Genomic DNA, 15,696 nt, shown 5'->3' with positions numbered 1-15,696 from the left:
TGATAAATCTGCAGCTGACCCACTGCCATCGGGGGCAAGCCCCCTCCCACATTTGGATCTCCATACCTCAGATAGATATCAATCTGGCTTTGCTCTGTTTTTGATCTGGCCCTTACATCCGTTTCGCTGACGAAGTCAGCGGTCTTTTGATCTGCGCTTTTGATCTTGATCTCAGGCGCCCCGTTAAACACGCCTTCGTTCGGGCACACCGAGCCTAAGCGACGTGCCGAGTGTTGGGGCAAGAGCCCTTTGCTTACTTTGGGGCTTTTCCAAAGTGAGCCGCCGTAAGGGCGGAACCATAGGCAGCCGTTACCCAAACAACGGATATGTACTCAGCCCCAAACAGCACGTACATCCAATTTTCCCACCCCCATCCCCTGCAAACTGCCCTCATCGCTAAAACTCAAGGCAGAGGGGCACCCCATGGACCCAGCACCCAAGACAGGGCCCGACGAAGTCGTCACCCTGGTGGTCAAACACCTGATCAAACAAGGCCGCGAAGCCGACTACGAAGCCTGGCTGCGCCGCATCGTGCGGATCGCCGGCGAGCGCCCCGGCCACCTCGGGGTCGACGTGGTCCGCAGCAAACAGGCCGGCCTGGCGCTGTTCACCTGCATATTGCGCTACCGCTCCACCGATGATCTGGAAACCTGGCTCGACTCCCCCGAGCGTAAAACCCTGATCACCGAAGCCACCCCCATGCTGGCCGACGGCGACAACACCGAAGTCGGCGCGGTCAACGAGTTCTGGTTCAACCCCGACACCGAAAACGCCGCCAAGCCGCCGCGCTGGAAGCAGGCGGTGGTCACCCTGTTTGTGATCCTGCCGCTGACCCTGCTGGTGCCCATCGTGTGGGGCCCGATCCTGCGCCTGCACCCGTTCCTGTCCAATTACGTGGTCGCCACCTTCCTGGTCACCGTGACCATCGTGTTGCTGGTGGTCTACCTGCTGATGCCGGCGGCTACCCGCCTGTTCGCTCCCTGGCTTGAAGCCTCTGTAAAGGAAACCCTATGAACGCCGATCTGATTCTGTTCAATGGCCAATTCCACACTGTGGACCGTGAAAACCCGCGCGCAACCGCCGTCGCCATCAGCCAGGGGCGCTTCGTGGCCGTCGGCACCGACGGTGAAGCCATGGCCCTGCGCGGCAGCGGCACCCAGGTCATCGACCTCAAGGGCCGCACCGTAATCCCCGGCCTCAACGACTCGCACCTGCACCTGATCCGTGGCGGGCTGAACTACAACCTCGAACTGCGCTGGGAAGGCGTGCCGTCCCTGGCCGATGCACTGCGCATGCTCAAGGACCAGGCCGACCGCACCCCCACGCCGCAATGGGTACGCGTGGTCGGTGGCTGGAACGAATTCCAGTTCGCCGAAAAACGCATGCCGACCCTGGAAGAACTCAACCAGGCCGCGCCGGACACGCCGGTGTTCGTATTGCACCTGTACGACCGCGCCTTGCTCAACCGCGCCGCCCTGCGTGTGGCTGGCTACACCAAGGACACGCCGAACCCGCCGGGCGGCGAGATCGTGCGTGACAGCAACGGCAACCCCACCGGCATGCTGGTGGCACGCCCCAACGCGATGATCCTGTATTCGACCCTCGCCAAAGGCCCGAAACTGCCGCTGGAATACCAGGTCAACTCGACCCGCCAGTTCATGCGTGAACTCAATCGCCTCGGCCTCACCAGCGCCATCGACGCCGGTGGTGGTTTCCAGAATTACCCCGACGACTACGCGGTGATCGAGCAACTGGCCAAGGACGAACAGCTGACGGTGCGCATCGCCTACAACCTGTTCACCCAGAAGCCCAAGGAAGAGCTCAGCGACTTCAAGAACTGGACCGGCAGCGTCACCCTGCACCAGGGCGACGACTACCTGCGCCACAACGGCGCCGGCGAGATGCTGGTGTTCTCGGCCGCCGACTTCGAAGACTTCCTCGAGCCGCGCCCGGACCTGCCGCTGACCATGGAGCAGGAGCTGGAGCCGGTGGTGCGCCATCTGGTGGAGCAGCGCTGGCCGTTCCGCTTGCACGCCACCTATGACGAGTCCATCTCGCGCATGCTCGACGTGTTCGAGAAGGTCAACCGCGATATCCCGTTCAATGGCCTGCCGTGGTTCTTCGACCACGCCGAAACCATCACGCCGAAAAACATCGAACGTGTGCGCGCCCTCGGCGGCGGCATTGCGATCCAGGACCGCATGGCGTTCCAGGGCGAGTACTTCGTCGAGCGCTATGGCGCCAAGGCGGCCGAAGCCACGCCGCCGATCAAGCGCATGCTCGCCGAAGGCGTGCCGGTCGGCGCGGGCACCGATGCCACGCGGGTGTCGAGCTACAACCCGTGGACTTCGCTGTACTGGATGGTCAGCGGCCGCACCGTCGGTGGCCTGGAGCTGCACGCCGAAGGCCTGCCGCGCCTCACCGCGCTGGAGCTGTTCACCCATGGCAGCGCCTGGTTCTCGTCCGAGCAGGGCAAGAAGGGCCAGATCAAGGTCGGCCAATTGGCGGACGTTGCTGCGCTGTCGGCGGACTTTTTCAGCGTCGATGAAGAAGCCATCAAGTGGATCGAATCGGTACTCACCGTAGTCGGCGGCAAGGTGGTGTACGGCGCCGGCGACTTCGAAGACTTCGCCCCGCCACGCGTGCCGGTGCTGCCGGACTGGTCGCCGGTGGTCAAGGTGCCGGGTCACTGGCGTCCGACATCGCCGCTGCAAGCGCAGGTTCACCAGTGCAGCGGCCCGTGCGGCGTGCATTCCCACAGCCACGAAAAAGCACGGCTTTCCAGCGTGCCCGTCAGCGACTTCCAGGGTTTCTGGGGTGCGTTTGGCTGTTCGTGCTTTGCGTTCTGATTTCCCAAACCCCCACAGGAGTTAACCCATGACTACTTACTCGCGCTTGAACAAAGATGACGCCGTTGTGCTGCTGGTCGATCACCAGACCGGCTTGATCTCGCTGGTGCAGGATTTCTCCCCCAACGAGTTCAAGAACAACGTGCTGGCCCTGGCCGACGTGGCCAAGTTCTTCAACCTGCCGACCATCCTCACCACCAGCTTCGAAAGCGGCCCCAACGGCCCGCTGGTGCCAGAGCTGAAAGCCCTGTTCCCGGACGCGCCGTACATCGCCCGCCCTGGCCAGATCAACGCCTGGGACAACGAAGACTTCGTCAAGGCCGTCAAGGCCACCGGCCGCAAGCAGATCATCATTGCCGGCGTGGTGACGGATGTGTGCGTGGCGTTCCCAACCCTGTGCGCCCTGGCTGAAGGCTTCGAGGTGTTCGTGGTCACCGATGCTTCCGGCACCTTCAACGAAACCGTGCAACAGGCTGCCTGGGCACGCATGACCGCCGCCGGTGCACAACTGGTGAACTGGTTCTCCGTGGCCTGCGAGCTGCAAGTGGACTGGCGCAACGACATGGAAGGCCTGGCCAACCTGCTGTCGCCGCGCATCCCCAACTACCGCAACCTGATGAACAGCTACTCGGCATTCACCGCCAAATAAGCTGCCCCGCAGGCTGTAGGTAATCCATGTGGGAGGGGGCTTGCCCCCGATGACAGTGTGTCAGTCTCAGTATTGTTGACTGATGCACCGCTATCGGGAGCAAGCCCCCTCCCACATTTGATTTGTAGTGTTGCGACCATCCGGTTATAAACCCCCAAACTGTCCACCGAGACGCGACAATGAACCCCTTTGAAGACATGCGCCTGTTCTGCCAGGTCATGGAGTCCGGCAGCTTTACCGCCGCCGCCGAGCAGTTGGGCCTGTCCAAGCAGTTCGTCAGCCGCCGCCTGATCCAGCTGGAAGACCGCTTGGGCGTGCGCCTGCTCAACCGCTCCACGCGGCGCCTGGACGTCACGCCCCTGGGCCAGAGTTACTACGAATCGGCCTTGCGCCTGCTCAGTGAAGTCGAGCAAGTGGAGCAGGGCATCGCCGGCCAGAACAGCGAACCGCGCGGCACCATTCGCCTCAGCGCGCCGTTGTCGTTTGCCATGGCCCACTTGGGCTGCCTGCTGCCTTTGTTTCTACAGCGCCATCCGCAGGTCGCGGTGGAAGTCGACCTCAGCGACCGCCCCGTGGACTTGATCGGCGAAGGCTACGACCTGGTGCTGCGCATCGGCACCCTGGAAGACTCCACCCTGATTGCCCGCCGCATCGCCAGCATCCCGCGCGCGTACTGCGCCAGCCCCGACTACCTGGCCCGGCGCGGCACCCCGCAAAAACCCGATGACCTCGCCGAACACGACTGCCTGCCCTACGGCCATGGCCGCCAGGTGCAATGGCGTTTCAAGGGCAAGCTGCAGGCGCTGAACGTGTGCGGGCGCATGCGCGTCAACAACGGCGATTTGCTGCGCGATACTGCGATTGCCGGGTTGGGCGTCACTTATTTGCCGACCTTTATCGTCGGCGAGGCGTTGAAGGATGGGCGCCTGGTCAGCATCCTGGATGAATTCGCCCCCGAAGACCTGACGCTGTCGGCGGTGTATCCCCAGCACCGGCAAAGCTCACGGCCGGTGCAGGCGCTGGTGGAGTTCTTGCGCGAGCAACTGGCTAGCGGCTGTTGAACAGCTGACGGATCAGGTTCGGCGTGCTGCCGGTCCAGCGTTTGAACGAGCGCCGGAAGTTGGCCGCATCGTTGAAGTTCAGGTACGCCGCCACTTCTTCATTGCTGTAACCCTTGACCTGATACAGGTGCAGCGCCACTTGCTTGCGCACCCGGTCGACCTGTTGCTGAAAACCGGTGTCGTGCTTGTGCAGCTTGCGCTTGAGGGTCGCCGGGCTCATGGAAAAGGCCTGGGCCGCCTGCTCGAGGCTCGGCGGCTGGCGGACGTGGTCGCGTAGATAGTCGTGGAGGCAGTCAAGAAAGCTGCCGGTGAACCCCAGTTGGTCGATCTGCTCGCGAGCCTGGCGGCGTGCGACCTGGCCGGCCGTGGCCGAGGCGCCGGGCCAGGCGCGGGTCAGGTATTCGCGGGGAATACTCATCATGTCCAGGGGCCGTTCAAAGCGCGTGTCTTCGCCCAGGTGCACCCAATACTGCTCGACATAACGCGGCTCGGCATGGCTGAAACTGCACACCCATGGCAGGCGCTCACCGCTGAGCCATTGGCTCATGGCAATCAGCGAGGTCATGCTCGCTTCCAGCAAGAAGCGCCAGTGCTCGCCGGCGCCGCAGCTGTCCAGCCAGTAGAGGTAGGCGTGGTGCTCATCCAGCTCCAGTTGCAGGGTCACCAGCGGGCTGAGCAGCACCTGTTGCTCGATCAGGATGTCCAGCGCCTGATGCAAGTTTTGCGCATGGCCCAGGGCGTGGCTGGCCGCGCCGTAGTAGCCGGGCAGCAGGCGTTGGCCGAACAGAAAGCTACTGTCGTCGGCGTCGAGCAATTTGCGGCTGTTGCCGATCAAGCCCAGGAATTGCTGCGGGCTCAACCGCGCGTTGCCAGCCAGGATGTCTTCGTGGAACAGCCCGGTGCCGCGCAGCAGGCGATGGCTGTCGATGTCGCGAGACAAGGCCAGGTCGATCAACGTGGCGGGTTGGTAGTGCCCGGGGATGAAGCGTGTATCGGCCTCATACCAACTGGTTTTAAGCGCCATCTCAGGCGCTTTTCGCAAGCGGTTGCTTGGCCCTGGCCAGCGCCAGGTTGAGGCGCTTGAGCAAGTCGTGGGGCGGCTCGTCCAGGGCCATCACCACGGCGGTGGTGGCGGCCAGTTGCAGACGCTCGCCCTGTTGTCGGGTTTTATGGGCCAGGCCGCGTACGGCTTGCTGCAACTCCAGCGCAAGGACCTGGGCCTGGCGCTCGCCGGTGTTGGGCAGCAACACCACAAAGCGGTCGCCGGCCAGGCGGCACAGCAAATCCTGGCGGCGCAGGTTGAGCAGCAGCAAATGGCTGAGGGCCTGGAGCACCGCGTCGCCCTCGGCATGCCCGTAGGCCTGGTTGATGGCGGCGAAGTTGTCCAGATCCAGGGCCAGCAGCGACAGCGGCTGCTGTTGCTCGCGGCTGTCGTGCAGGCTGTCGGCCAACTGGCGCTTGAGGTAGTCGGCGCCGGCCAGCGGCGTGAGTTTGTCGAACAGCCGATGCTCGCGGAACAGCCGCTCGCGTTTTTCCATTTGCGCGCTGATCGCCAGCTGCTCGCGGTGCCAGTGGTAGATGCCGATGGTCAGCAGGACCATGCCCACCGGCATCGGCCCGGACTCCAGCCAGTGGTCCCAGGTGATGCTGTCGGGCAGGCGGATAAATTCGTCGAGACTGTCGATCCACCAGGAAAAAAAGATGCACGACAGGCCCAGCGCCAGGTAGTTGGTGACGCGCCCGGCGGGGCGGCTTTTCAGCACCAGGCCCAGCCACACCAGGGCGAGCAGGGCGGAGCCGCCTTCGCCGAAGATGTCCAGCCACACCCATTCGCTGAAGCTTTTGAGTTCGCCGCAGGCCAGGTGCAGGATCAGCCCGGCATTGGCGGCGATGAGTAACAGGGCGAGTTTCCAGCGGTGGGGTTTGAGCACGCAAAACATGGCCGCGAGTCCTTGGGCAAATAAGCGATGGGCGCCAGCACAGCAGATGGATGTGACGGTTGCGTGACGGTGGGGGAGGGTCGAATCAGCTCAGCTCACTGACAATAAACATCAAAAATGTGGGAGGGGGCTTGCCCCCGATAGCAGTGTGTCAGTCAACAGATTTACCCGCTGACCCACAGCCATCGGGGGCAAGCCCCCTCCCACAGTTGATCTCCACAGGTCATATCAGCTCATTTCAGCTCGAGAACGCGGTGAAAGTCCCGGTTTACGGGCCTTGCCGCCAACCCTTGTCACAGAACCGTCATCCCCCACCCCTAGCGTGCCCTCCCAGTTGCCGGGCCCCTTGCCTGGCGCCAACGGATTCTTTGGGGAGGATTGCATGTACAAGCGCACCGGGCTCGTCAGCTTTACGCTTACTGCCTTGGCCCTGGCGATGGCCAGCGAGCGACTCAATGCGGCCGAGGTGGCCAATACCGAGCATGTGGAAGTCGTGGGCCAGGCGGCTGCCATCGACCAGGCGCTCAAGGAGCAGCGCCGCTCCGACAGCATCAAGAGCGTGGTGCATGCCGACGGCGTGGCGCAGTTACCGGACGAAAACGTCGCCGAAGCGGTGCAACGTTTGCCCGGCATCAGCGTGGAGCGCGACCAGGGCGAAGGGCGCTTTGTCAGCGTGCGCGGCCTGGGCCCGGATCTGAACAGCGTGACCATCAACGGCACCCTGGTGCCCAGCCCGGAAAGCGAACGCCGCGCCGTGGCTCTCGACGTGCTGCCCTCGGAGCTGGTGCAGTCGCTGTCGGTGATCAAGACCCTCACCCCGGACATGGACGCCAACTCCCTCGGCGGCACCGTCGACGTGAAAAGCCTGTCGGCCTTCGACCACAAAGGCCTGTTCTACACCGGCAGCACCGAAGCCAGCTACGACAAAAATACCCGCCAGACCAGCCCCAAATTCTCCGGCGCCGCCAGCAACCGCTTCAGCCTCGGCGACGGCATCGACAACTTCGGCGTGGCTGCTGCCCTCAGTTGGCAGAAGCGCGACTTCGGCTCGGACAACGTCGAAACCGGTGGCGCCTGGGACTTCACCGACGGCGCCAAACTCAACGAATTCGAACAGCGCGACTACGACATCAGCCGCGAACGCGCCGGTGGCGGCCTGAACTTCGACTACAAGCCCGATGACCTCAGCAGCTACTACCTGCGCACCCTCTACAGCCGCTACACCGACACCGAAACCCGCAACTCCACCAGCCTCGAATTCGCCGACCCGCAAGCCGCCGGTGAACTGGGCGACGCCGAAGCCAAACGCAAGCTGAAGAACCGCGAGGAAACCCAGGAAATCCAGTCCTACGTGTTCGGCGGCGAACGCATGCTCGGTCTCTGGACCCTGAGCGGCCAGGCCGGCTACAGCCAGTCCAGCGAAGACAGCCCGGGGCATATCGCCGGGGCCACGTTCGACGGCGGCGACTTTGCCGACAGCGGTTTCTACGACAACGGCAAACCCCGCCCAATCGTCGGCCCAGGCTTCTACGACCCCAACAACTTCACCCTGGAAAAAGTCGACTGGGAAAAACAGAACACTAAAGACACCGAGAAAAACCTGCGCCTGGACCTGGCCCGTGATTACGACCTCAGCGGCTACGCCTCCCAGGTCAAATTCGGCGGCAAGGTCAGCCGCCGCAACAAGGACAACGACCTCGAAGTCTGGTCCTACGAGGACTTCGACACCCTCGGGTTCACTCCCGAGCAACTCAACCTCAGCCAGTTCCGCAAGGGCAGCGTCGACTATCGCCTGGGCAACTTCGGCCCCGGTATCAGCCCAGGCGCAATCAAGGATTTGATCGGCAACCTCAACCCGGCAGACTTCTATAACGAGGCCGAATCGCGGGTCAACGACTTCACCATCCGCGAAGACATCAACGCCGGCTACTTGATGAACACGATCGATATCGACGACTGGCGCTTCATTGCCGGCCTGCGCTACGAGGGCACCGAGTTCGAGGCCAAGGGCACCGGCGCCACCGACGGTGTGTTCAGTGCCACCGAGACCAAGCGCCAATATCATCACTGGCTGCCGGGCCTGCATGCGCGCTACACAATCGACAAGAACACCCAGTTGCGCGCAGCGTGGACCAAATCCGTAGTGCGCCCGACCTTCGGCCAACTGGCGCCGGGCTTTGTGATTGACGATGACGAAGCCACTTTCGGCAATCCGGATCTCAAGCCCCTGGAGTCGAGCAACCTGGACCTGGGCATCGAACACTTCATGGGCCACGCCGGTACGGTGTCGGCGTTCGTGTTCTACAAAGACATCAAGAACTTCGTCTACAACACTGACCTAGCCGGTACCGGCGCCTGGACCAATTTCGCCGAGGCGCACACCTTCGCCAATGGCGACAGCGCCAAGCTGTATGGCCTGGAACTGGCCTACTCGCAGAAATTCGACTGGCTGCCCGCGCCGTGGAACGGCCTGCTGATCGGCGCCAACAGCACCTTCAGCCGCTCCAGTGCGGACATCGAAGGCTTCGACGCGGCCAGTGGCACGAACCGCAAACGCAATATCAGCCTGCCCAACCAGTCGGACACCGTCGGCAACCTGATGCTCGGCTGGGAAGACGACAAGCTCAGCCTGCGCCTGTCGGCCAACTACAAGTCTGCCTACCTGTATGAGCTGGCCTCGATCAATGACAAGGCCCACGACCTGCACGTCGACGCGCAGACCTTCGTCGACTTCAGCGCGCGTTACTCGCTGACCAAGAACCTGCAAGTCAGCTTCGAGGCGCAGAACCTGACGGATGAGTCGTACTTCGTCTACACCGGCCACCGCAGCTACAACGGCCAATACGAAGAGTACGGCCCCACCTACAAGCTGGGCCTGACCTTCACCCATTTCTAACCCACACCCCGGTTCAAATGTGGGAGGGGGCTTGCCCCTCCCACATTTGGATCTTCAGCGTATTCGAAGGATTTGTGCGTACATGAGAATTTCCAAGCTGTATTTGCTGATCGCCCTGGCTACCGGCGGCAATGCCTTCGCCGCCGACCTGGCCTTGGCTCCCTGGGCGCCATCCTTGAACGCCGAGGCCGTGGCCTTCCTGCCCGTCGGCAACCAACGCCTGGCCGCGAGCACCCGCGACGGCCTGCAGTTGCTCGACAGCAAAGGCACCGAACTGGCGCGTTTCAACGGCAATTTCAGCAGCCTCGATACCCGCGCCGCCGGCTCCCAGGTGCTGGTCGCCAGCCTCGATAACGACCGCCAACAGGCCCTGCTGATCAGCCTGGATACCGGCAAAAAAACCTTCGGCAAACCCTTGTACCTGCCAACCCGCGACTACCCGGTGAACGGCCTGTGCCTGTACCGCGACGCGGCGGCCAACCTGTTTGTGTTCCTGGTGGGCGAAGAGGGCAAGGGCGAACAATGGCTGGTGGGCAATGGCGCCACGTTATTGAGTGAACCCCAGCGCGTACGCGGCATGCCATTGCCGCCGTCGGCGCAGTTCTGCCAGGTGGATGACACCACGCAGCAATTGGTGGTGAATGAAGAAAACGTCGGCTGGTGGGCCTACCCGGCGCACCCGGAAGCCGAGGTGAAACGCGCGCCGGTGGCGCTGTTCGACAACCCCAAGCGCGAAGCCGGGGCCATGGCGCTGGTACCGGGCGGCGTGGTTGCGCTGGATCCCAAGACCGCACAATTGCACCTGTTTCAGCAGACCGGCGAGCGCTGGGTCGAGCAATCGAGCCTGACGCTGCCCGGTTTGAAAGAGCCTGAGCAACTGACGATCCAGGGCCGGCAGGTGCTGGTCCGCGACGACGATACCGGCAAGCTCTACCAGGCCAAACTCGACTGGCAGGCCAAGCCGGTCGCCGTCGAACCGGTGCTGGCGCAAGTCGCCGCCGTGCGCCAAACCGAGCCAGTGGGCCGCCAGGGCGATGCGGCAGATGACCCGGCGATCTGGATTCACCCGCAAACCCCGGCCAACAGCCGCGTGCTCGGCACCAACAAAAAACAGGGCCTGCTGGCTTACGACCTCGACGGCAAGCTGTTGCAGGAGCTGGCGGTAGGGCGCCTCAACAATGTCGACGTGCGCCCCAACTTCAAGCTCGGCCAGCACACCGTCGACCTGGCGGTGGCGAGCAATCGCGACCACAACAGCCTCAGCCTGTTCAGCATCGACCGCCAGACCGGCGAGCTGCGTGAAGCCGGTGAAGTGCCCACGCCGCTCAAGGAAATCTACGGCATCTGTCTGTTCCAGCCGGCCAGCGGTGAGATCTACGCCATCGCCAACGGCAAGGACGGCACTTTCCTGCAATACCGCCTCAGCGCGCCGGACGGCCGTGTGCACGGCGAGTTGGTGCGCCAGTTCAAGGTCGACACCCAGCCCGAAGGCTGCGTGGCCGACGACCAGCGCCAGCGCCTGTTTCTCGGCGAGGAAGACGTGGGCGTGTGGGCGCTGGATGCCCGCGCCGACCAGCCGGCCACGCTCACCAGCGTGATCAAGGTCGGTCCGCAGTTGCATGCGGACGTCGAGGGCCTGGCGCTGTACCAGAGCGACAAACGCGACTACCTGGTGATCTCCAGCCAGGGCAACGACAGCTACCTGGTGGTGGATGCCGAGCCGCCGTTTGCCGTGCATGGCGCCTTCCGTGTTGGCTTGAACGCCGCCGCCGGCATCGATGGCGCCTCGGAAACCGATGGTCTCGAAGTCACCGCCATCAACCTCGGCGGGCCGTGGAGCCAGGGCATGCTGGTGGTACAGGACGGGCGCAAGCGCATGCCCGAGCAAACCCAGAACTTCAAGTTCGTGCCGTGGGCCGAGGTGACCCGCGCACTGAAATTGCCCTGAGCCGTCATCACCCGGTCATTACTTTTTAATCGAATAGGAGGTTCACCATGCACGCAACGATGGAACATATGACGATCTGGGGACTTATCAGCGACGCCAGCCTGTTGGTCAAGGCGGTGATGGTCACGTTGCTGCTGGCTTCATTGCTCAGTTGGTACCTGATTATCCAGCGCGGCAGCGTGTTGCGCCGCCTGGAGCGTCAGATGAACGCCTTTACCCAACGTTTTCGTGCCGCGCCGGATTTACCGGCGCTGTGCCGCGAAACCGTGCAGGCGGGCGAGGGCGGGATTGCCCCGGTGTTTGTCGCCGGGGTCCAGGAATACCAGCACTTGCACAGTCATGATCCGGCGGTGCTCGAAGGGGTTGAACGCGCATTGCAGGTGGCGATCACCGAGCAGGAACTGGAGCTGGAAAAGGGCCTGCAATTTCTCGCGACCGTGGGCTCGGTGAGCCCGTATATCGGCCTGTTCGGCACGGTGTGGGGCATCATGAACTCATTTTTGGGGTTGTCCCAGGTGCAACAGGCCACGCTGTCCACGGTGGCGCCGGGCATCGCCGAAGCGCTGATCGCCACGGCCATTGGTTTGTTTGCGGCCATTCCGGCAGTCATCGCCTACAACCGCTTCTCGGCGCGCAGCCAGACCTTGCTCACCCGCTATTACGCCTTCGGCAATGAGCTGCAAGTGCGCCTGCACCGCAGCCTGCGCGGTACGCCGATCAACTTGGCCGTGGCCGCCTGAACAGGAGTTCTCCCATGCTAGTCAGGCCGCAACGCAAGCACGGGCCCAAGGCCGAAATGAACGTGGTGCCGTACATCGACGTGATGCTGGTGCTGCTGGTGATCTTCATGGTCACCGCGCCCATGCTGACCCAGGGCGTGAAGATCGAGCTGCCCAAGGTCGCCGCCGAAGCGTTGGCCACCGACACCCGCCAGCAGATCCTCACCCTTTCGGTAAAGGCCGACGGCGGTTACTACTGGAACCTCGGCGGCGAGCTCGACACCCAACACCAGACCGACAGCGCCCTGAGCCTGGATGAAATGGGCGCCAAGGTCATGCAGGTGGTGGCAGCGCGCAGCGACACCCAGGTGTACATCCGCGCCGACGACAACGCCGGTTACGGCCGCGTGGTCGCCGCCATGGCGGTGCTGCAGAAGGGCGGTGTCAGCAACCTGGGGCTGGTGACCGAGGCCCCGCAATGACGGCGATGATCATGCACAGTCCAACCCTTGTGATGGCGCCCCGGGAGACCTCCGGGTTCTGGAGAAACAGCTTCGCCGCGAGCCTGGCGGTGGCCTTGCACGTGGCTGTGTTGGCGGCGTTGATGCTCGGCTGGACGGCGGAGAAACCCGTGGTGGACGCACCGCGGGTGATGCATACCCAACTGGTGATGCTGCCCCCGGCGCCAGCGCCGGTGCCTGAACCCGTTGCGGTGGCGCCGCCTGAACCGGTCGTGGTGCCTGTTCCGGTGCCGGTAAAACCCACCGTCGACCCGCAGATCCAGGCACAGAAACTCGAGAAGGCCGCCTTGGCGCGCAAACGCGTGGAAGAAAAGAAAATCGAGCAGCAACAAGAGCGCCTGGCCACCGAACAGCGCAACCGCGAGCTGGAGCAACAACGCCAGGACCAGGCGCGGCTGGCCGCCGAAAAAGCCCGCGTCGCCACGCCTGCACCGGCGCCGGCGCCAGCGTTCGACAGCCGCCAATACCAACCCTTGAGCAAGGAAGCGCCGGACTACCCCGAGCGCGCGCTGGACAAGAACCTCGAAGGCGATTGCACCTTGGAGTACAGCGTCAATACCCAGGGTAGGGTGGAAAACCCCAAGGTGCTGGACGGCTGCCACCCTTTGTTTATGCGGCCTTCATTGGCGGCGGCGAATACCTTCCGCTACCAGCCCCGTATCGTCGATGGCAAACCCGTTGCCGTGCCGTCGGTGCGCAACACCTTCCACTACCGCATCAAATAACGCTGGGTTCAAAGGTCGTAGCGCACCGACAGCAGCAGCGTGCGCGGGTCGTTGACCGAGTAATAGCGCGCGCCGCTGGACGGCACGTAGCCCACGGACTGTGGGTAGGCGCGATCCAGCAGGTTTTTCACCGCCAGGGTGGTGGTCCAGTGGCCGTCGCCGCTGATATAGCGGGTGTTGGCGTTCCAGAAGGTTTGCTGCGGCACTTCCTGGATATCGTCGTTGAGCGCGTTGGCATACGACTTGGTCTGGAACTGCGCATCGGTACCCGCCAGCCACGTGCCCGGCAACCCGGCGGGGATGGTGTAGTTGACGCCGACGCTGGCGTTCCAGCGTGGCGAGAACACCAGTTGCTTGCCATTGGCGTCCACCCCGGCGCCGCTGGCGTTCTGGAAGTCGTCGTACTTGCTCTGGAGGTAGCCGAGGTTGGCGGTCAGTTGCAGTGCCTGGGTCAGCGCGGTGATGGTTTCCAGTTCGACACCGTAAGTGTGAGCCTGGCCGACGTTGGTGCGCAGGCTCACCCCCAGCGCGGGGTCGTAGGCGTTGGTCTGCAGGTCTTTGTAGTCGTTGTAGAACAGCGCCACGTTGGCGCGCAGGCGCTGGTCGAAAAAGTCGCCCTTGAAACCGGTTTCCCAGGTGGTCACGTCTTCCGGCGAAAACGCCTGCTCGGCGGCCGCGGCTGTCGGCGCACGGTTGTCGTAGCCGCCGGCCTTGAAGCCCTTGGCGACGTAGGCGTACTGGTTGAGGTGCGGCGTCCAGGCATATTCGAAGCCGATTTTAGGGCTGGTGGACTGCCAGGATTTGCTCGACTCGGCGGTAAAGTTGGTGCCGGTGATCTGCCGGTCGGTATTGATCGCATAGTTGGTGAACTCGAAGTTCTTGTGCTCGCGAGTAAAACGCAACCCGGCGATCAACGACAGTTGCGGGGTGACTTTGTAAGTGCCCTGGCCATACAGCGCGTAGCTTTCGGTGTTGGTGGTGCTGTATTGGCCCTGGCCGATCACGCGGTTGCGCGCGATGGAGTAGGTGAGGTTGTCGCGGTCGGCGTCGAAGCGCTCGCGATACAGGTACAGGCCGGTGCTGAAGCTGAAGTCGTCGTAGTCGCCGTTGAGCTGGAATTCCTGGGTGGCGTAGTTTTGTTTGTAGAGGATCAGGTTGTTCTGGATCAGCGCGGCCTGGCCCGAGTTGTCATAGTCCACCGGCTGGTTGAAGGACGACCAGGCGGTGACCGACTTGAAGTTCAAATGATCGTCAATCGCGTAGATCGCGCGCAGCACCGAGCTGCCCTGGTCGAGGCGATTTTTCGGGTCGAGGCTGCTGTAGCTCTTGAATTTGTCGAAACGCCCGTTGGCATCAAACGGTGAGTAACTGGAGGTATCGCCGCGGTCAAAGGTGCCGGCCAGGGTCAGTTGCACATCCCACGGCGAGTCCTCCGGCTTGTAGCGCAGCTTGCCGCGATAGGACTGGATATCCACGTTGTTCACGTCCTTGTCCCGCGTGGGGTTGGACACGGTGCCGTCGCGGGTCAGGCGTATCGCCGAAAAACTGCCGAACAAGGCGTTGTCCACCAGCGGGCCGCTGATCAGGAAGCGGCCGTTCTGCGCGTTGTAGTTGCCTGCGCCGAGTTCGACGAAGCCGCGGGTTTCCTGGTTGGGGTCACGAGTGATCACGCGGATCGCGCCGGCGCTGCTGTTGCGTCCGTACAGCGTGCCTTGTGGGCCGCGCAGCACTTCGACGCGCTCCACGTCGTTGAAGTCGAGCATCGAGGAAATCGCCCGTGGGATGTACAAATCGTCGGCATAAACCGCCACGGCCGCTTCCTGGATCGGGTCGGTTTCGCCGATGCCGCGAATGCCGTAGGTCTGTGCGCTGTAGGAGATCGATTGGCGGCTGAGGGTCAGGTTTGGCACCTGGCCCGAAAGGTCGCGCACGCTGCGGATCTGCTTGTCGTCGAGGGTTTTTTCATCGAATGCGGAAATCGCCAGCGGGGTTTTCTGCAGGTCTTCGCTGCGGTGCTCGGCGGTGACGTTGACCACCGGCAGGGCGGCGTCGTCGGCCTGGGCATAAGCGCCAAACAGGGCGAGTGACACGGCAAGGGTGAGGCGGTTGGGCGCGAGGGTGTGGCTCATGGTGGATCCCTGAGTAAGTGGTGGAGTTAGGCAAGGCCTCCACCTGGTCAGGGGTCGGTGCTGGTGGTAACGATATGGATATGAAAGGCGTTCGTAAAAGTCCGTTTTGTTATATGTTAAGTATTAATAATATGCATCTTATTGGTGCTTAAAATGCACAAAAATAATTACACTCCGGGTTCACACATACCAAATGTGGGAGGGGGCTTGCCCCCGATAGCGGTTAGTCAGTGACCCATGCACTGGCTGACATACCTCT

13 protein-coding genes are annotated in these 15,696 nt (G+C 62.9%); 9 read left to right on the top strand and 4 right to left on the bottom strand.

The window, feature by feature from the left end; translation table 11 throughout:
* Nucleotides 1-191: hypothetical protein (locus AC0IYH_RS17240; protein WP_471835347.1), on the bottom strand; the 191-nt coding region annotated here is incomplete at its 3' end.
* 232 nt (nucleotides 192-423) lie between these two features.
* Between AC0IYH_RS17240 and AC0IYH_RS17235 the strand changes: the two genes are divergently transcribed.
* From AC0IYH_RS17235 to AC0IYH_RS17220, 4 genes are all read left to right on the top strand, one after another.
* Nucleotides 424-1,014, top strand: a complete 591-nt coding sequence (locus tag AC0IYH_RS17235) for an antibiotic biosynthesis monooxygenase (RefSeq protein ID WP_471835345.1) — start codon at nucleotides 424-426, stop codon at nucleotides 1,012-1,014.
* Complete coding sequence (locus AC0IYH_RS17230) at nucleotides 1,011-2,849, top strand: amidohydrolase (RefSeq protein ID WP_116628916.1); 1,839 nt, start codon at nucleotides 1,011-1,013, stop codon at nucleotides 2,847-2,849. The genes AC0IYH_RS17235 and AC0IYH_RS17230 overlap by 4 nt, the downstream gene beginning before the upstream one ends.
* A 28-nt stretch (nucleotides 2,850-2,877) precedes the next feature.
* Nucleotides 2,878-3,498: an isochorismate family cysteine hydrolase YcaC gene (gene ycaC / locus AC0IYH_RS17225; protein ID WP_116628917.1), complete on the top strand. Its 621-nt coding sequence runs from the start codon at nucleotides 2,878-2,880 to the stop codon at nucleotides 3,496-3,498.
* 179 nt (nucleotides 3,499-3,677) lie between these two features.
* The gene (locus AC0IYH_RS17220) at nucleotides 3,678-4,559 is read left to right on the top strand and encodes a LysR family transcriptional regulator (RefSeq protein ID WP_471835342.1); all 882 of its coding nucleotides are present in this window, start codon (nucleotides 3,678-3,680) and stop codon (nucleotides 4,557-4,559) included.
* Here the strand turns inward: AC0IYH_RS17220 and AC0IYH_RS17215 are convergent.
* Both AC0IYH_RS17215 and AC0IYH_RS17210 read right to left on the bottom strand, forming a co-directional pair.
* Nucleotides 4,546-5,583, bottom strand: coding sequence for an AraC family transcriptional regulator (locus tag AC0IYH_RS17215; protein ID WP_116628919.1), 1,038 nt, complete (start codon nucleotides 5,581-5,583; stop codon nucleotides 4,546-4,548). The two genes, AC0IYH_RS17220 and AC0IYH_RS17215, sit on opposite strands and share 14 nt — an antisense overlap.
* A 1-nt stretch (nucleotide 5,584) precedes the next feature.
* Nucleotides 5,585-6,499, bottom strand: coding sequence for a GGDEF domain-containing protein (locus AC0IYH_RS17210; protein WP_471835340.1), 915 nt, complete (start codon nucleotides 6,497-6,499; stop codon nucleotides 5,585-5,587).
* Between the two features lie 382 nt (nucleotides 6,500-6,881).
* Between AC0IYH_RS17210 and AC0IYH_RS17205 the strand changes: the two genes are divergently transcribed.
* From AC0IYH_RS17205 to AC0IYH_RS17185, 5 genes are all read left to right on the top strand, one after another.
* Nucleotides 6,882-9,395: a TonB-dependent receptor gene (locus AC0IYH_RS17205; protein WP_471835338.1), complete on the top strand. Its 2,514-nt coding sequence runs from the start codon at nucleotides 6,882-6,884 to the stop codon at nucleotides 9,393-9,395.
* Nucleotides 9,396-9,477: 82 nt separating this feature from the next.
* Complete coding sequence (locus AC0IYH_RS17200; protein ID WP_471835336.1) at nucleotides 9,478-11,343, top strand: phytase; 1,866 nt, start codon at nucleotides 9,478-9,480, stop codon at nucleotides 11,341-11,343.
* A gap of 47 nt (nucleotides 11,344-11,390) precedes the next feature.
* On the top strand, nucleotides 11,391-12,083 hold the full coding sequence (tolQ, locus tag AC0IYH_RS17195) for a protein TolQ (protein ID WP_471835335.1): 693 nt from the start codon (nucleotides 11,391-11,393) through the stop codon (nucleotides 12,081-12,083).
* A gap of 14 nt (nucleotides 12,084-12,097) precedes the next feature.
* Nucleotides 12,098-12,544: a protein TolR gene (tolR, locus tag AC0IYH_RS17190; protein ID WP_471835333.1), complete on the top strand. Its 447-nt coding sequence runs from the start codon at nucleotides 12,098-12,100 to the stop codon at nucleotides 12,542-12,544.
* On the top strand, nucleotides 12,541-13,308 hold the full coding sequence (locus tag AC0IYH_RS17185) for an energy transducer TonB (protein WP_471835331.1): 768 nt from the start codon (nucleotides 12,541-12,543) through the stop codon (nucleotides 13,306-13,308). Before tolR ends, AC0IYH_RS17185 begins: the two co-directional genes overlap by 4 nt.
* Before the next feature lie 8 nt (nucleotides 13,309-13,316).
* Here the strand turns inward: AC0IYH_RS17185 and AC0IYH_RS17180 are convergent, their stop codons facing one another.
* The gene (locus tag AC0IYH_RS17180) at nucleotides 13,317-15,437 is read right to left on the bottom strand and encodes a TonB-dependent receptor (protein ID WP_471835329.1); all 2,121 of its coding nucleotides are present in this window, start codon (nucleotides 15,435-15,437) and stop codon (nucleotides 13,317-13,319) included.
* Nucleotides 15,438-15,696: the final 259 nt, after the last annotated feature.

The organism is Pseudomonas sp. AC463, assembly GCF_979253585.1.
The sequence above is the reverse complement of the archived record's forward strand: the minus strand, read 5'-3'. Positions and strand labels throughout refer to the sequence as shown.